Origin of the sequence: Aquicella lusitana (genome assembly GCF_902459475.1) — a bacterium.
In the GTDB taxonomy this organism is placed as follows: Bacteria; Pseudomonadota; Gammaproteobacteria; order DSM-16500; family DSM-16500; genus Aquicella; species Aquicella lusitana.
Genome location: NZ_LR699114.1, coordinates 212,619 through 229,947 on the forward strand (window position 1 = coordinate 212,619; position 17,329 = coordinate 229,947).

17 protein-coding genes are annotated in these 17,329 nt (G+C 44.3%); 7 read left to right on the forward strand and 10 right to left on the reverse strand.

What is annotated here, in order from left to right:
* Positions 1-8: 8 nt before the first annotated feature.
* Positions 9-1,664: a cation:proton antiporter gene (locus tag AQUSIP_RS00950; protein ID WP_114834252.1), complete on the forward strand. Its 1,656-nt coding sequence runs from the start codon at positions 9-11 to the stop codon at positions 1,662-1,664.
* Between the two features lie 157 nt (positions 1,665-1,821).
* Here the strand turns inward: AQUSIP_RS00950 and typA are convergent, their stop codons facing one another.
* Positions 1,822-3,636: a translational GTPase TypA gene (gene typA / locus AQUSIP_RS00955; RefSeq protein ID WP_114834251.1), complete on the reverse strand. Its 1,815-nt coding sequence runs from the start codon at positions 3,634-3,636 to the stop codon at positions 1,822-1,824.
* 244 nt (positions 3,637-3,880) lie between these two features.
* Between typA and AQUSIP_RS00960 the strand changes: the two genes are divergently transcribed.
* Positions 3,881-4,732: an alpha/beta fold hydrolase gene (locus AQUSIP_RS00960; RefSeq protein WP_114834250.1), complete on the forward strand. Its 852-nt coding sequence runs from the start codon at positions 3,881-3,883 to the stop codon at positions 4,730-4,732.
* On the opposite strand, the gene AQUSIP_RS00965 is transcribed toward AQUSIP_RS00960, so the two are convergent.
* Both AQUSIP_RS00965 and kdsB read right to left on the reverse strand, forming a co-directional pair.
* Positions 4,727-5,728: a pentapeptide repeat-containing protein gene (locus AQUSIP_RS00965; protein ID WP_114834249.1), complete on the reverse strand. Its 1,002-nt coding sequence runs from the start codon at positions 5,726-5,728 to the stop codon at positions 4,727-4,729. The two genes, AQUSIP_RS00960 and AQUSIP_RS00965, sit on opposite strands and share 6 nt — an antisense overlap.
* Positions 5,729-5,856: 128 nt before the next feature.
* On the reverse strand, positions 5,857-6,585 hold the full coding sequence (kdsB, locus tag AQUSIP_RS00970) for a 3-deoxy-manno-octulosonate cytidylyltransferase (RefSeq protein ID WP_114834248.1): 729 nt from the start codon (positions 6,583-6,585) through the stop codon (positions 5,857-5,859).
* A gap of 190 nt (positions 6,586-6,775) precedes the next feature.
* Here kdsB and AQUSIP_RS00975 point away from each other — a divergent pair, with 190 nt between their 5' ends.
* Complete coding sequence (locus tag AQUSIP_RS00975; protein ID WP_114834247.1) at positions 6,776-7,441, forward strand: hypothetical protein; 666 nt, start codon at positions 6,776-6,778, stop codon at positions 7,439-7,441.
* 74 nt (positions 7,442-7,515) lie between these two features.
* On the opposite strand, the gene AQUSIP_RS12300 is transcribed toward AQUSIP_RS00975, so the two are convergent.
* Positions 7,516-7,692: a hypothetical protein gene (locus AQUSIP_RS12300; protein ID WP_170131786.1), complete on the reverse strand. Its 177-nt coding sequence runs from the start codon at positions 7,690-7,692 to the stop codon at positions 7,516-7,518.
* 253 nt (positions 7,693-7,945) lie between these two features.
* On the reverse strand, positions 7,946-9,649 hold the full coding sequence (locus tag AQUSIP_RS00980; RefSeq protein WP_114834246.1) for a sensor domain-containing diguanylate cyclase: 1,704 nt from the start codon (positions 9,647-9,649) through the stop codon (positions 7,946-7,948).
* 176 nt (positions 9,650-9,825) lie between these two features.
* On the opposite strand from AQUSIP_RS00980, the gene fabV reads away from it, so the two are divergent.
* Positions 9,826-11,037, forward strand: a complete 1,212-nt coding sequence (gene fabV, locus AQUSIP_RS00985; RefSeq protein ID WP_114834245.1) for an enoyl-ACP reductase FabV — start codon at positions 9,826-9,828, stop codon at positions 11,035-11,037.
* A gap of 126 nt (positions 11,038-11,163) precedes the next feature.
* Here the strand turns inward: fabV and AQUSIP_RS00990 are convergent, their stop codons facing one another.
* The 5 genes from AQUSIP_RS00990 to ggt all read right to left on the reverse strand — a co-directional run bounded on the left by AQUSIP_RS00990 (position 11,164) and on the right by ggt (position 15,729).
* A complete protein-coding gene (locus AQUSIP_RS00990; RefSeq protein WP_114834244.1) occupies positions 11,164-11,466 on the reverse strand; it encodes a hypothetical protein in 303 nt (100 codons plus the stop codon).
* A 22-nt stretch (positions 11,467-11,488) separates the two neighbouring features.
* Positions 11,489-11,959: a septal ring lytic transglycosylase RlpA family protein gene (locus tag AQUSIP_RS00995; RefSeq protein WP_114834243.1), complete on the reverse strand. Its 471-nt coding sequence runs from the start codon at positions 11,957-11,959 to the stop codon at positions 11,489-11,491.
* Between the two features lie 26 nt (positions 11,960-11,985).
* Complete coding sequence (locus AQUSIP_RS01000) at positions 11,986-13,575, reverse strand: M56 and MltD domain-containing protein (protein ID WP_114834242.1); 1,590 nt, start codon at positions 13,573-13,575, stop codon at positions 11,986-11,988.
* Positions 13,572-13,958: a BlaI/MecI/CopY family transcriptional regulator gene (locus AQUSIP_RS01005; RefSeq protein ID WP_114834241.1), complete on the reverse strand. Its 387-nt coding sequence runs from the start codon at positions 13,956-13,958 to the stop codon at positions 13,572-13,574. The genes AQUSIP_RS01000 and AQUSIP_RS01005 overlap by 4 nt, the downstream gene beginning before the upstream one ends.
* Before the next feature lie 112 nt (positions 13,959-14,070).
* Positions 14,071-15,729: a gamma-glutamyltransferase gene (ggt, locus tag AQUSIP_RS01010; protein WP_114834240.1), complete on the reverse strand. Its 1,659-nt coding sequence runs from the start codon at positions 15,727-15,729 to the stop codon at positions 14,071-14,073.
* Between the two features lie 317 nt (positions 15,730-16,046).
* Here ggt and AQUSIP_RS01015 point away from each other — a divergent pair, with 317 nt between their 5' ends.
* From AQUSIP_RS01015 to AQUSIP_RS01025, 3 genes are all read left to right on the forward strand, one after another.
* On the forward strand, positions 16,047-16,463 hold the full coding sequence (locus AQUSIP_RS01015; RefSeq protein ID WP_114834239.1) for a DUF2975 domain-containing protein: 417 nt from the start codon (positions 16,047-16,049) through the stop codon (positions 16,461-16,463).
* A 9-nt stretch (positions 16,464-16,472) separates the two neighbouring features.
* Entirely contained in the window at positions 16,473-16,679 is a 207-nt protein-coding gene (locus AQUSIP_RS01020; RefSeq protein WP_114834238.1) for a helix-turn-helix domain-containing protein, read from the forward strand.
* Positions 16,680-16,788: 109 nt separating this feature from the next.
* Positions 16,789-17,325, forward strand: a complete 537-nt coding sequence (locus AQUSIP_RS01025; RefSeq protein ID WP_114834237.1) for an outer membrane protein — start codon at positions 16,789-16,791, stop codon at positions 17,323-17,325.
* Positions 17,326-17,329 lie beyond the last annotated feature (4 nt).

Sequence of the window (17,329 nt, forward strand, 5' to 3'; positions counted from 1 at the left end):
TGAGCTGGATGACAAGTGCATTTAGTGAATTTGCAATATTATTATCCTTATCCGTTGTGGTTGGATGGATCGCAATCAACCTTCGTCAACCTGTCATTTTCTCATTTATTATTGTTGGAATTATTGCAGGTCCTGGGTTTTTTGATTGGATTTCAGCGCACAGCGAGCTTGAAACGTTGGCAAGCTTTGGTGTGATGTTTTTGCTATTTATTGTTGGTCTTAAGCTCGATGTGCAGGTGATCAAAACACTGGGTTCAGCAACATTAATTTTGGGTGCTGCCCAGATTGGGCTGACTACTTTACTGGGATGGTTGCTGGGATTCGCATTTGGCATGACACAGGCTTCAGCGTTGTTAGTTGCGATAGCGCTTACTTTTTCCAGCACCGTCATTATTATTAAAATACTTTCCGATCGGTATGAAACAGACTCATTGTACGGACGTCTTTCTATCGGCATTCTAATTTTGCAAGACCTTGTCGCTGTTATTGCCATTATTATTTTATCGGCTTTAAATGTCAGTGCGGGCGCTTATTCACAACTGCAGTGGGAAATTGCTGCTTTGATCATAAAAGGCGTTGGCTTTCTTGCCGCCATTGGTTTTTTGATGCGATTTATTATACCCTACATGCTGGAGCAGATGGCTAAATCGCGCGAGCTACTGGTGTTATTTGCGGTTGCATGGGCAGTGGTGCTTGCCGTCATCGCTTCCACGCTGGGCTTTAGTCAGGAGGTCGGTGGATTTTTAGCCGGGGTGTCACTGGCTTCTACACGCTATCGTGAAGCCATTGCTTCGCGGTTGGAAACCTTGCGTAACCTGCTTTTGTTATTTTTCTTCCTTAATCTGGGCGCTTCATTGGAACTGGGTTCTCTCGCGAATCAAGTCTTCCCGGCCATTATCTTCTCTTTGTTTGTGCTGATAGGCAAACCTCTTATTGTCATGACTGTCATGAGTATCATGCGTTTTAGAAAACGCACCGGATTTTTGACGGGATTGACGCTAGGGCAGATCAGTGAATTTTCATTGATACTCGCTGCCTTGGGTGAGGGCCTGGGATTTCTTGATAAAAATGCGGCAGGGTTAATTACATTTGTTGCGCTCATTACCATCAGTCTATCTACTTATATCATCGCCTATGCCGGTATCCTCTATGAATGGTTAACCCCGTGGCTTAATCTCTTTGAGCGTAATGTTAAATACCGTGAAGACACTTATGCGCTGAATCATCAACCGCCAGTGGATGTAATTATTTACGGATTTGGCCGTCATGGAGAACATATGGCCAGAGAATTGGTGAAGCATGGATTGACAATACTGGCGGTTGATTTTGACCCGCGTCGCATTCGAGCATGGCAACATGAAGCGGTTTTAATTCGCTATGGAGATGCTGAAGATGGTGAATTTATCAAAACATTGCCTCTCTCAGCCGCAAAATGGATTGTTAGCACAATAGCGCATCATGATTCCAATCAGGTGCTTTTATCTTCATTAAAAGACGTGGGTTATCAAGGTAAAATTGCTTTGAGCGCCTATCAAGAGAATGAGGTTGCATGGATGGAAAAAGCAGGGGTGGATATGATTTTGATTCCCTATAAAGATGCCGCCTCCGCTGCGGCGGATCGCATACTGGAACAAATTTTTCAGCGTGAGCTGCGATTTACTTAAACATAGTGAGGATATGGCCTGGCGCTGACTGCTTGAACAAAAATATTTAGCTGTACATTGGGTCAGGACTGACACTGGAATCTATGCTATTGCATGTGAAGGTAAGAAATTTTATAAACATACTGGGTAGGCATACGCCCACCCAGTACGACAACGGTTACGTACTTTTGCCAGAGCGTTTTCTTTCATGTTCCTTCAGGAATTTCTTACGAACGCGAATGGATTGCGGTGTGACTTCAACCAGTTCGTCGTCTTCAATAAATTCGAGCGCCTGCTCAAGCGAAAGCTGAATATGCGGCGTCAGAATAATGTTTTCATCCGAACCCGCCGCGCGAATGTTGGTTAACTGTTTTGCCTTGCAGACGTTTACTACCAGATCATTATCGCGTGAATGAATACCCACGATCATGCCTTCATAGACATCCGTTTGAGGACCAATTAGCATGCGGCCACGCTCTTGCAAATTGAAAAGCGAGTAAGCAAGCGCCGTGCCTTGCTGGTTCGAAATCAGCACGCCATTTTGTCGGTGCGGGATCTCGCCTTTTGCAGCGGGCCCATAGTGACTAAATACGTGGTGCATGATCCCTGTGCCTGACGTCAATGTTAAAAATTCTGTATGGAAACCAATCAGTGCACGTGATGGAATCACATAATCAAGTCGTACACGGCCTTTGTCATCAGAAGACATGTGTTTTAAATCGCCGCGTCGTGAGCCCAGTTTTTCCATGATGGCGCCCTGATAGTCAGCGGGTACGTCTATGGCCAGCGTTTCATAAGGTTCGTGAACTTCGCCATCCACCATGCGCGTAATGACTTCCGGGCGTGATACAGCAAGTTCATATCCTTCGCGGCGCATATTTTCGATCAGAATGGAAAGGTGCAACTCGCCGCGCCCCGACACTTTGAATTTGTCAGGATCGCTGGTGTCTTCCACGCGCAATGCCACATTGTGCAGTAACTCCTGAGCCAAACGTTCACGAATCTTGCGGCTCGTGACATATTTCCCTTCCTTGCCGGCAAAAGGCGAAGTGTTGACTTGGAAAGTCATGCTCACTGTGGGTTCATCTACTGTTAAAGCGGGCAGGGCTTCAACCGTTGCAGGATCACAAAGCGTGTCGGAAATCTTCAATTCATCGATACCGGTGATGGCGATGATATCACCCGCGTTTGCCATCGGGACTTCACTGCGTTCCAGCCCCAGGTATTCCAGCACTTGCAGAATACGGCCCTGACGTGTCTTGCCTTCACGGTCAATAATGGTTACGGGCATATTGGTTTTAGCCTGGCCGCGCGTGATTCGGCCAATGCCGATCATGCCCACATAGCTTGAATAATCGAGTGTGCTGATCTGCATTTGGAAGGGGCCATTTAGATCTACTTTAGGTGCAGGCACATGTTTGACGATGGTTTCAAAAAGCGGCGTCATGTCATCGCTCGGCTGGTTAAGATCCAGTGTGGCATACCCCAGCAGGGCAGAAGTATAGACTACTGGAAAATCCAGCTGCTCATTTGTAGCGCCAAGATTATCAAACAAATCAAATACCTGGTCCATTACCCAATCTGGCCGTGCCCCTGGGCGGTCAATTTTATTAATAACGACAATAGGACGCAGCCCTCTATCAAATGCTTTTTGGGTGACAAAGCGGGTTTGCGGCATGGGGCCGTCCACCGCATCGACGAGTAGCAGCACAGAATCAACCATAGAAAGAATACGTTCGACTTCACCGCCGAAATCAGCATGTCCGGGCGTATCAACGATATTAATGCGGTAATCCCGCCATTTAATGGCGGTATTTTTAGCGAGAATGGTAATGCCGCGCTCACGCTCCAGGTCATTACTGTCCATGATCCGTTCGGTATTCACTACCTTTTTAGAAAGGCTAGCCGTCTGCTGCAGTAATTTGTCCACGAGCGTCGTTTTGCCATGGTCAACATGCGCAATAATAGCAATATTTCGTAATTTTTCTGCCACGGGTATTCACCTGAGTTCTGATGTTAAAAAGGTGCTTATCTTACCTGAAATATAGCTCAAATGGCTAATTTTCTCTCGTTTTGGCGGGATCGGCCCCAGCCATGACATAGCCATGGCGCCCTAGGTACAACTCGGATAGAATTTACGCTTCTCGCGGTCCTTGGATAATAAGGAGAATAAAATGGCAAAACGGATGTATTGGGTGTTTGAGCGCCATGGCGATTAAGTTGCGATAGAAGCAGAAATGAAAATAAAAATTAGCCGTACGAATGTATCGCCAGTTAGATTAAATGTGGAAGTAAAGAGCCAAGGCAAACTGGGCGATCGACCGGTCGCCTTTATCCTGCCGGGTGGGCCGGGTGCTGATCACACTCCTTATCTTAGTTATGCCTGCCTGCAGGGAGTGGCCGATCTTGTTTTTCACGACCCTCGCGGCTGCGGCCAAAGTAATAAAGATAATCCTGCGGGCTATACGCTTAACACTTACATAGACGATGTAGAATCTATTCGGCAGGCTTTGTCGCTTGATAAAATTATTGTGATTGGCAAATCATACGGTTCCATGTGTGCCCTGGGTTATGCTCTGCGTTATCCGGATAACGTGGAAAAACTCGTGTTGTCGGCAGGCGCGCCTTCTTATCGTTTTCCGGATACGGCAAAGCGGAACCTCAAGCGAAAGGGTACACCTGAACAGATCAAGGTATGCGAAAAATTATGGGCCGGCAAATTTAGCAATCGAGATGAATTGCTGACTTACTTTCAACTGACCCAACCGCTTTATTCCGTCAGGGTGAAGCAGCAAAAAAGCCCCGATCTTATTTACAAAAGCAAACAATTTTCCTATGAAGTGCTGAATGAAGGATTTAAAAACGACTTCTGGCATTTTGATTATGAAGCGCAGCTGCCGAAGGTTACGTGTCCAACGCTTATCCTTGCGGGTAGGCATGACTGGATAAACGATGTGAGTCATGCCGAATTCATGGCGGCGCGTATTCCTTATAGTCGCCTGCATGTTTTTGAAAATGCGAGCCATGCGATGGAAGTGGACGCGGCTGAAGAATATTTTCAGACCATTGCCGATTTTATTACTTTATAGCGCAGCTTTATAGTTACTCGATGCCATGGCTTGCTGGAAATCGATCAGGCCCTGCTGCTCAGGCAGTAATTCAATCGCCGTATCAATGAAGAGCGAGGAAGCTTCTGTTCCCATTTTCGATAAGGTACTGATTATGTTTTTTGTTATCGCTTCGTTAAGTAGAGCTGCTATGGGTTGATCTTCACGATAAATGACCTGATTGAGTGCCTGTTTGAATTCAGCAACGCTGGTGAATGCCGCAGGCGGAAGAAAGGCAGCATTGTTGAGAGAAATGGTCGACGCACAAGCATCAACAAGCAATGCCTGGGTCAAATTAGCTTCGTTCAAATTTGCCCCTGACAAATAAGCGCCTTTGAGGTTTGAATAAGCAAGATTTGCTCCTTGAAGATTGACGTTTTTAAAATAAAGAGCATGAAAATCCATACTGGCGAAATTAATAAATTGTTTATTCTGGCGTTTTATCAATTGGGCTTGCATTAGTCTGCTAACAGAGCGTGATTGTGTAAAATTTTCGGCGATATCTTTATCTTCGATTTCGCTATACTGAAGGGCCGTTAGCATAATCCGTAAATTTTCTTCCATCGCTTTACTCAATTGTTTACTCATCAGGTTAATAGCGTTTTCGAGATCAGCAGACTCTATTTTTTTGCGGGGATGAGAAGGTTCAAGATCATTGGTTGTAAGCGCATAACAAATTAATTGCGCAGGCATCATTTTGCTGGAATCCGCACAGTGTTTTGCTACGAGTGCTTTATAAGAATCTGTCTCGCGGTAGTATTCAATAAATTGCATCGCCTTACGTGCGGGTAATTCGCTGATAGTGCGAATCACATTTTCCGGCCTGCCAAGTATAATCTGAATGACCTCATGGATAAGTGTATTGTGCTGCTTTGACAATCTTTTTAGTGTGAAGAGCTGTGTCATCGGGACGTAGCTGAGAATTAGCTGAATAATATCTTTTGGCAGCGATGTGCAAGGGTCAATTCTGTTTTGCATAGCTCACTCGTTGGACATAAGGCGAATAAAGCAGACACTATACTGTATTTTTATTAAGCAAAAATTAAATACAGTATGAATGGAGAAATAGGAGGTGGGTAATAGAAAAATGCATTATTTACAAATGGTTATTGATGCTTGTATTCAAAATGTTGTGCCAGTGCATATTCTTCCGGCGTGTTAATTTCCAAGGTCTTGTCTTCGGTTAGGCAAACGCGGATTTTATAACCATGTTCCAGTACACGAAGCTGTTCCAGGCTTTCGGTTTTTTCAAGCGGCGTTTGTGGCAGCGTTCTATATTGCATTAAAAAGTCACGGCGAAACGCATAAACACCCATGTGGTTGTAAACAGGTGCATGATGGTCAGTGCGGTAATAAGGAATGGGTGAGCGTGAAAAATAAATCGCGTTATGATGCAAGTCAGTGATGACTTTGACTGATCCTGGCTCATGATATTTATCTTTTTCCAGCGGATAAGCCAAGGTCGTCATGTCCGGCATTTCGCCGGACAAATAAGGCGAAATCAGTTGTTCCAGCATGCGCGGTTGAATAAAAGGTTCATCACCTTGCAGGTTGATGACGACATCGGTATCGGGATAGCGCTCGGCAACAGCTGCTACTCGTTCAGAGCCAGTTGGCAGCGCCGGATCGGTCAATTCTGCCTTTCCACCAATTTTTGTAATGATTTCAGCTACTTCCATGCTATCTGTGGCCACGATTACATCTGCAAGCGCAGCGCAGCGTTTGGCATTTTCATATGTCCATTGCACCATAGGCTTGCCCTGTATGGGCAGCAAAGGTTTTCGCGGCAGGCGCGTGGAGTGGATGCGGCTTGGAATAATGCAAAGAATTTTCATAGATAGCTGGTTATCATTTTATTGTTTCATCAGGCCAGACATCATAATCAAACATAAAATATGAATCAATGGCCTTGGGGCTGGCTTTTTGTCTAAAGCGAATAGACGTATGCTATCATAAGCCGTGATCATATTGACTGGATCAGTCCTGCCGTTTGCGGTCGGGATTTTTATAAAAGGGAGTTTATCTATGCGCGCAACAAAATGTATTATCACCTTATTCGCAGTTGTTCTGTCCACGACCGTCATGGCTGAATCAAGCCAATCTGTTTATCCCTCAGTGCTACCGCCAGGCGCAAAAATCGTTGCGGGTGACTTGAGCAAGAATGAATTTTTTATTGTGGCGGGGAATAGTAGTTCGGCAGTTAAAGCCGTATCGGATTCAGCAGACAAAAAAACCGAGAGCAGGGCTTTGGTGCCGGTGATAAGAACGGCGTTGAATCAGGCAAGGCAACCGGCTGCAAAACAAAAAGTTCCGACATTGCCTGCTGTTAAAACCGCTTTTGTCCCAATCAGCAAACCATTCATACCGAGTCATAAGCCAATTAAATTTCAGCGTAAAACAATAGCTGCTGCGCAAGGTGTTTCTCCCGTTCAAAAGACAGCACATCGTCACAAGATGGTTCACTATACTTACCGTTTTAAAGCGCGGTCAGCAAAACCAGTCAATGATGGAAGGGAATTGAAAGTTACATTAAATAAGGTGCTGCATAAGTCAACAGCAAGCAAGCCCGGTGCTAGAGGGAAGCATCAGTGGATTGCCAAATATGAAAGTCATCAGTTTGCGCCGAAGAAAAAAATAGCCGCGAAACGGACAAGCTATCAAGTCAAGAGGTTGTCGGTGGCTAAATTATAGAAGAGTTTAAAGTGAGTGGAGGCGGGGTATAAAAAATTGGGCCTTGTGATAAGCAAGGCCCAATTTTTTTGAGGCTACTTCTTGGCAGCTTTTTTTCTTTTTGCAGTAGTACGCTTGCGGCCACCAGTACGCTTTTTGGTCGCAGCTTTTTTTACTGTTTTAGCTGTTTTCTTTTTTCTAGCAGTTTTACGTGGTTTAGCCTTCGCAACCTTGCTAGTTTTTCTCTTTGCTGAGCTTCTTGCTTTTGCCATGACGTTTTTTCCTTTCTATTGTTAACAATAAGTAAATTTAACATTAGCATTCAAAAAAGTATAGAACTATTAGGGAAATTCCTAATGCACATCGGAAAGTGTCTGAGTGACGTTTGCTTATTTCTTATTTTATATGATTTCAGTTAATGATTAATACGCGGTAAATGAAATGACGCAGTATTTTCGTAAAGAGGAATGATGTTTGTGTTGTATTGAGACGCGCGATGATTGCAATGCATGCGAGAACGATTATTTAGCCTTCGATCATCTTGTTCGCTACGTCGATGTAGTAACAATATGCGCTGCCGGTCTGCTTTTTTGCATAGTACATTGCAAGATCAGCGTGTTTTTCCAGCTCCTCAATGGTTGTACCATCTTCAGGAAAGATGCTGATGCCAATGCTGAAGGTAGACACAATAGGTATGTTATCCAGGTAAAGCGGAGTAGAAATATTATGTAATATTTTTTCAGCGACTTTGTTAATCAATGCCCTTCCCCTGATATTACTTAGGCAAACAATAAACTCATCGCCTGCCAGGCGGGCAGCTACATCGCTTCCCTTGATGGAGTTTTTTAACTGCTGCGCGGTATGCTGTAAAAACTTGTCGCCGACGTCATGTCCATATGTATCGTTAATATTTTTTAGCTTATCCGCGTCCAGAAACATGATGGCAATTCCCGTACCATCGCGTTCTGACTTGGCGATCATCTTCTGCAGGATCTCATTAAAAAAAAGACGGTTGGGTAAGCCCGTCAGCGCGTCATAGTAGGCCATTTGCCTCAAAATTTTTTCACCCTCGCGCAGTTTTACTTCAATCTCCTTTTGGCGTGTCATTTCAGTGTAGAGGTTTTTATTGAGGTTCGAGAGGCGCTCTAATTCCTCAGTCCGCAAAAAGAGACGGTATTTCAATTGTTCCTGCGTAAGTTCAATAATCTCCATCAGAGAATTGACCGCTGCTACCATTTCCCCTAATTCATCCCTGCCGGAGATTTTGATGCGCTCGGAGAATTTACTTTCTGAGCTGATATTAATGATTTGCTGGCTGACATTGATAACCCGGTCCAGTACAAATATTTTTAGCAGGTACCAGATCATGAGAAGGAGTAAAACCCCTATACCTAGCACAATGACTAGATAGTAGTGAATGGTTTTGACCCCTTCCTGATAAAGTGTTCTTGGCGATTCGACGGCGAGGATCCCGAGTGGTACATTCTCGATGCTGTTTACAAAGGTATAACCGGCGATAATGTCTTCATTGCGCGTTGCAATATAATAAGGCTCCCCGCTTTTCAGGTTTGCATAAACTGTTTGCGTAAACAAATCATGCTGAGGGATGGGGAGAGGAATAAACCCGACTTGCATACTTATTATGTCGGATAACTGCTCTATATGGTTTGTGTTGAAATTATAACCCATTACCAGTATGCCGCGTGCGGGGTCTTTCCCTTCACTCGTTAATATAGGGAGAGCGCTCAGGGCAACAATGCTGCTCTGTGTTTTGATGAGCCCGACTTTATTATGTTTATGTTTCTCTTGTGCTAGAAAAGATTCCAGATATGTAACCAGCTCGCGGGGAAGCGGCGCAAACTTTTTTTCCTTTAAATCATAATATTGACCATAAAATAATTTTCCGGAAGGAAGAAAGAATAGAATAAAGTTTATTTTTGCGTTCTGAAAAGTGGTAAAAGAAATGTTCGAGCGGATAAATTCGCTATTTTTATTGCTCATGAAATCATAGGCATCATCCCAATTTGACCAGTCAGCGGTTAAAAGGGTAAGAGAAGAAAGCATGTTATTCAATGTCTTGCGGGTTTGTTCGATATCATGTACAAGCTGCTGCTGTTCAAGCTTCACATAACCGTTCATCAGGGTGGACATGGAATAAACATAGATAATCAAAAAAATCGCAGCCCAAATACTTGCCAGAATAATCAGTACCTTGAGATGCAATTTCATGCTGTTCAGTCCCTGTTAGCAGCTTATTTGCTGTCCATCTCTTTTATCAGAATAGCACCCTTCGGATCAGTGCTTCAAATAAACCGGCCTAAATGGGTAAACTGCCTTACTTATTTTCAGATTGTATTACTGGTAAACTAACCGCCTTTAGTGCCAATGTTAAATGGGATTGAAATATGATTATACAGCCAAAAATTCGCGGATTTATTTGTACAACCGCTCATCCTGAGGGTTGCAAGAAAGCAGTGGAAGAGCAGGTCAACTATGTTAAATCAAAAGGAGCCTTTTCTGGCCCCAAAAATGTGCTGGTGATCGGTGCATCAACAGGATACGGGCTTGCCAGCAGGATCGTTGCCACCTTCGGTGCGGGAGCAAAAACAATAGGTGTTTTTTTTGAAAAAGAAGCGGACGAAAAACGTACCGCCTCGCCGGGTTGGTACAACTCCGCAGCTTTCGAACAGCTGGCTCACCAGCACCATTATTATGCGAAAAGTCTTAACGGTGATGCCTTTTCTAAGGAAATGAAAGAACGTGCTGCTGACCTGATACGCAGGGACATGAAGCAGGTAGACTTGATTGTATATAGTCTTGCCTCACCTCGTCGCGTACATCCTGAAACCGGCCATGCTTTTTCATCAACGCTTAAACCCATCGGCAAATCATTTACAGGCAAGACGATTGATGCGTTTCGTGGTGAAGTGAAAGAAGTCACCATTGAACCCGCAACGGAAGAAGAAGTGGCGAACACCGTTGCTGTAATGGGTGGTGAGGATTGGGAAATGTGGATTGATTTCCTTGCCAAGGAAAAGTTGTTGGCAGAGGGTGTAAAAACAGTTGCCTATTCCTATCTGGGTCCTGAATTGACGCATGCCATCTATAAGGAAGGCACTATTGGCAAGGCCAAAGAACATTTAAAAATGACAGCTGACAAATTGAGTCAGAAACTGAAAAATCTGCAGGGCGAAGCGGTGGTTTCGGTGGATAAAGCAGTTGTAACGCAGGCGAGTGCCGCGATTCCTGTCGTGCCGCTTTATATTTCGCTTCTTTTTAAGATCATGAAAGAAAAGGGTACCCACGAGGGATGCATTGAGCAAATCTATCGCTTATTTAAAGATCATCTTTATGCTTCGCATCCACCCGCACGTGATGCAGAGGGCTATATTCGTATTGATGATCTGGAAATGGATCCAGAAGTTCAACAGCAGATTGCAGAGCTCTGGCCGCGCATCACGACAGAAAATCTGGCGCAGTTAACCGACGTCAAAGGTTATTGTGATGACTTCTATCGTCTGTTTGGTTTCAACCTTGAAGGTGTTGACTATAACGCAGAGGTGGATCCTGTAGTGAAGATAGGCTCCATTAATACGGATGCAGTAACGGATAGGTAAGCTATTCCACCTAAGAGTGTTATTTAACTGTATCAGTCCCGCCCACGCGGCGATGACACAGTGTGCTCTCTTCCATCTGGGTGTGCTCCGCAACTGCGTGATGGTTCGAAAAGTATTGTCACACTATTAAATACTGTTTCGCAGATTGAATGGCGCGCGCCTGTTGTGTGTCGTATCGGGTGTGTTGGGCGGAGTCGCTGGAATAGAAAAAACTGAAAAAGTTGTAATTTCAATCCGCCTGGGCTGGGAATTTATTCTATTGCAAATCAAGTGGTTTAAGCCGCAGATCGCGAGTAAACCAGCTGCCGCTAATTCTCTATAGGCAATCCGCGGGTCATCTCCAACCAGGAGGTGTCCAGCGCCGGCCATGGCAAGCAAGAGAGAAAAAGAAAACTCATAATGATGTGGCTTGAGTATATTTGGCAGCAAAATTATTTCTCCTTTTTAAAAGCTAGCCAACAGGGGTATCAATAGCTTTTACATCAACCTTTGCGGTCCCCATGCCTACCATGCCAATTTTTTTGGCAGCAGCATAGGATAGATCAATTAACCTATTTGATACAAATGGGCCACGGTCATTGACTTTGACGACGACCTGCCGCCCATTGACCAGATTGGTTACCAAAACATAAGTGGATAAAGGTAATGTTCGATGGGCAGCTGTGTATTTATACATATTATAGCGTTCACCGCTCGAAGTTCTTTTTTTGTTAAATTTTGCCCCATACCAGGAAGCTTTACCCTGTGCTTGGTAGTTTTTACCAGTTTTCATGACATGATAGGTTTTTCCTCTTACACGGTAATGGCTTGCATCGCTCGAGGGGTCAGCAGAGGCTTCGTTCATTTCACCGTTCATGGTTTTACAACCGCCTAGCAAAAGGAAAATAAAGAGAAAGATAAAAGAAAAAGTAGCTTTATACATAATGCGGACTCCCTTCAGAGGCAAGCTTAAGCATGGCGCGTGATTAAAGCAGGATAGTGCATGATGATCACGGCAGCTGAGAACATCGTTACATATTCTTTCAGTTCCGGATAAGTTTTGGAGGATTTAGCTAAATCATGAAGCTGTAAGGTAGGCGCATTTTTGATAATGCGATCGACTTCTTCATCCCCTATTTCATAAGAAATAAGAGCCAGATTCCAGTTGCCATATTTTTGGTGCATGGATTTCAAATAGGCCACTGCAGCTTTTGTCTCTAGTAAAGTGTTTAAACGATCATCCCGCTCAGGCGTGACCACCAGACCAAAATGACGTGCGGTATCAGGTAGAAATTGCCAAACGCCAGCTGCGCCAAGACGATTTTTGCTGGCATCCAGTGGCTCATAGCCGGATTCAATCAGGGGCAGCGCAAGAAAATCGGCTGGAATTCCTTCTTTCTTAAATTCACTGAGAACCATCGTCTTGTGTTCTTTCATCCGTTTCAGCGCACCCAGCATGAATTTTCGTGCATGCCTGCTGTTGCGGATTTTGTTGAGCTCTGCCACGACTTCTGGTGTTGCGCTAATCTGAAAAGTATTATCAATACCAGCACGTTTAATCATGGCGGCCACTTCTTTTGCCGATAGCGTAGAATGGGTAGGGGAGCCGCTTAACGCGTAAGCAGCCGAGGCAATCATGAACAAGCTGATGAGGCAGGCAATTATAAAACTGCGTTTACTCTTTTCCTTTTGATAATGAAATAACATGGCAATTCTCCTATAAAGTAGTGAGCTTGAAAGTCCATTGACGGCCAAGACATGTTTTGGCAAATGTGCGCTGGCAGCATTCAATAGGCACGTGGCGTATTGAGTGGGCGAGGTTTTTCTGCGAAGTATGAGGCTTTCATCGCAAGCAAATTCTTGCAACTCTTTAAACCATTTTGTCCATAACGAAACAAACGGGTTCCAGAAACACAATAGTTTTATCAGGACCATTGCCTTCAGCCAGAGCGTGTCACCCTGACGTATATGCTGCAATTCATGACGTAGCGTGATCCGCAAATCTTCCTGCTTTTCCAGCAAGGTATCGGGAACAGCGATAAAATGCTGGCTGAATCCGGACCAGCAGAAAGGTGTATGAATGCGGTTTGAAAACAGCACCGAAACGGCGTGGATACGATGGCGGCAATAAGCACCCAGCCGGATTTTATTTAATGAGGCGAGGGTTTTTATGTACGCAAAAAAGGATACAAGAAATCCCGTTACCCAAGTTAGAAGGACCATAAAGGCAATTGAAAAATAAAAAGGTGCTGATCGGACGACTGCGAACTGGCGTGCAACGGTATGGTGTTTTTTAAGAAATTGCGCAGCTGCGTGGTTGACCATCGGTTTTAAAGGGGCCATTTCATGATGGACAGGTAAAAGCGCAGCCAGTAATGGCATCAATGTGAAAGAAAGAATAGCGAAGATAAAACAGAATCGCGCGAACGCTAGTTGGCGACGTTGGGAGAGCCGATAAGCGAAAGGAAACCAGGAAATAAGTCGGGCAAGCAGATAACCTGCCGCCAGGGCGCCGTTAATTATCCAATAAGTGTGGAGATTAAAAATCGTTGTTATCACGACCCGAATTCCTTTTGTTTTTCTTCCAGCAATTGCCGGATTACTTTTAATTCATCCAGCGAAAGAGGATGTTTCTCCACCAGATGCGCGACAAGACTGGCTGAATTGCCCGAGAAAGCCAGGTTCACGATTTTTTTTAATGAATGCGTTGCGAAGGTTTCCTTGCTCAAAATGGGAATGTAAACGTGATGACGGCCGGATTTTTTTACGGTAAGAATTTTTTTTTGCTGAAGTATTCTGAGTATGGTTGAAACAGACGTATAGGCGAGGTGTCTATCGCTGGGCAGACATGCGATGACTTCGCGTACGGTGCCTTGTCCAAGCGCCCATAAGATTTCCATTAGCTCATGTTCTACAGGCGTAAGATAAAATTTTTCTGACATGTTGTGTTTCCCTTCATCATTATCGTTTTTTGGGAAAATAACTAAATCTTTAGTTGATGTCAACTAAAGATTTAGTAGATTGATGTGATCATTTGGCAGCGATCAGTTGTTTCTAATACCCAATCGCAGCACCAGCTGGTCTGCGTGAATCATTTCCGCCTGTAAACGTTCCTGTGTTCGAGTCAACGCGAATAGCTTCTACGGCACCCCAATTGTTTTGTTGCGACGTATAATAACCATAATATTGCAGTTGCTTTTGTGTCAGGAAATCAAAGGCGAATGGTTCGATCTCTATAAAATCCGGTTGACCCTGATAATGAAAACGCGGAGCGTCAATAGCCTGCTGAAGTGTCATGTCATAATCAATTACATTTAATAACGTCAGCAGCACAGATGAAATAATACGCGGGCCGCCCGGGCTTCCTAATACCATCACGATTTTCCCTTCTTTCATGACAATCGTAGGCGTCATAGAGCTTAACGGGCGCTTGCCGGGTTCTATGCTGTTTTTATCGTATTGAACCAGGCCAAATTTATTGGGTTCGCCAGGCTTTGTGGCAAAATCATCCATTTCATTATTAAGAAAGAACCCTGTGTTGCCGGCAATAATGCGTGCGCCAAAAAATCCATTCAGGGTGTAAGTGACAGAGACAGCATTGCCTTTATTATCCATCACTGAGTAATGTGTCGTATCAGTAGTTTCATGAAAAGTGATGGCCTCATGCTGAGGAGCAAAATGCGATTTCTGAATTTCCTTACTTAATTGTCTCGCGTAATTTTTAGATATTAATTGATCCACGGGATTGTTTACAAAATCGGGGTCACCCAATTTTCTGTTGCGGTCAGCAAATCCATATCGCATGGCTTCAACGATAGTTCGTATGCTTTGCGCGGAACGATAGCCCCACTGTGCCAGCGGAAAACTTTCTAGGATATTTAACATTTCGCATAAGGCGATCCCGCCTGAACTGGGTGGCGCGGCAGTAATAAGCAGGTAGCCGCGATAATGGCATTCAATGAGCGCTGTTTCTTTTACGTTATACTGCGCAAAATCCTTAAGCGTTAATATGCCGCCGTGTTTTTTACTGCTATCGACAATTGTGTGGGCTATCCATCCTTTATAAAAAACAGACGGGCCTTGTTCTGCTATGGCGGCAAGCGTGTTGGCAAGATTGCGTTGAACCAGACGGTCACCCGCTTTGTAAGGTTGGCCGTTTTTTAAAAAAATCGCAGCGACATCGGGCTGCTCACGGAAATCATCCCGGAATTGGGCTAGCTGCCTGGCTTCATAAGGTGTCAGAATATAACCTTTCTGCGCTAGCCGAATTGCAGGTAACATTATTTGCTTGCGGCTGAGGGTACCGTAATTTTGTAACGCCGTATCCAGCCCGAGTACAGTGCCCGGTACACCCACGGCGAGATAGCCTTTTGTGCTCTTGTTTTTTTCATTTCTAAACATGTTTCTGTTTGCATGAAGGGGTGCTTTTTCACGAAAGTTAATGAAAAGATTTTTCCCGTTTGCAAGGTGCACCGTCATAAATCCCCCGCCGCCAATGTTGCCGCAGCACGGATTGACGACCGCCAGCGCATAACCCATAGCGACCGCGGCATCAATCGCGTTGCCACCTGCTCGTAAGATGTCTATGCCTACCTGAGAGGCAATGCGCTGCTCGCTGACAGCGATTCCGTTTTTTGCATGATGAGGCTGGGATGCAAACGATTGCGTCAAGAATAGTGCCAGCAAAAATAAAAGTACGATCCTTTTAACCATAAAAAATCCTGAAAGCTCATCGGGGTTTATAGACATGATAGACTGCGAGCCGTCATTTTGCACACGGTCGCCTCTGTAAGCGGTTAACATTAAAAAATAAATATAATATATAAATAAATTATTGAAATTCGATAATTTTTAATATATATTTCTCGCCACTTCATTTCTTAAAGGAAAATAAAGATGAATAAAATAAAATACATTAGCTTTTTTTTCGGGTATTTTTTCAGCTCCTTTTTGTCGCGTTACCTGTTCTTTTGGTCATTGCTTGGATACAGGCTCCACAGCCTTTCATTACGCTGGGTGGCATTATTCAAATGGACGTTATTCCGCGTGCGTATAGTCATGCGATTCTGCATACGCTGAGCATCACTGAAAAAGGGTTGGGGTTGCTTCTTAATCTAGCACCCTTGATGATTGAGTTGTTTATTTTATTTTGTCTGATCCGGTTATTTCGACTTTATGAACAAGGGGAAATTTTTTCACTCAAAAATGTGCGGTTTATACGTAATCTGGGTTATGCCCTTTTAATCGGCCAATTGATCAATCCCGTTTATGAGGGCTTGATGGGCGTTATACTGACGATGAATAATCCGCACGGTCACCGTTTTGCTTCGATTACACTGGACCAGACAAATATTGGTATTGTATTAACTGCACTAATGGTAATTCTGGTTTCCTGGATCATGACAGAAGGGTGTAAACTGCGCGAAGAACAACAATTCACTATATAGGGTATGGCTATGCCGATTATTGTCAACTTAGATGTGATGCTCGCCAAGCGAAAAATACGATCAAAAGAACTGGCTGAAGCGATTGGCATAACAGAACAAAACCTGTCAATTCTAAAAACTGGCAAGGCAAAAGCAATACGCCTTGCAACGCTGAATGCCATCTGTGATTATCTGCGCTGTCAGCCGGGCGATATCCTGGAATTTGCGCAGGAATAAAAGAGAAGGATCTTTTACTGCGTTCCATTTACCAGCTTGTTTTTTATGGCCATGAAGCACTGGATAGGGATAAAATAGCGGTTAATCGACTGACATAAAAGGACTGGTCATGTTTAAAAAAATACTTGTCGCAAGTGCGCTTATACTGGGATGTCCCTCCATTACTTTCGCCTACTCGTTTTATCTAGGTCCTGGCGTCGCCTACGAAGATATTCGGGGTGGTGGTGCAGATTATAACGGCATCGGCCCACGTATTATTGCAGGTTATGGCGGTATATTCAGGGATTCAATGTATCTTGCTGGCGAAGTGTTTGGTGAGCCACGATCGATCACGCTTCAGAACACCCAAAGCAGTACAGGTGTCAATCTCAAAGCAAGATATAGCTACGGAGCGAGTCTGGTGCCGGGTTATGACATTGACGGTACGCTGATGGCTTACGGCCGGCTAGGTATTTCCTATGTGCGTTTCGACAAGATGAATGCAACACGAAATGGATGCCAGTTAGGTCTGGGTCTGGAATACAGGCTGAACGAAGTATGGAGCGCGCGGGGCGAGTATGATTACATTGCTTATTCTTCAGTTGCAGATGTTTCTCCCCGGGACAATCAGATTTTGGTAAGTGTTCTCTATCACTTTGTTTTTTAAAAAA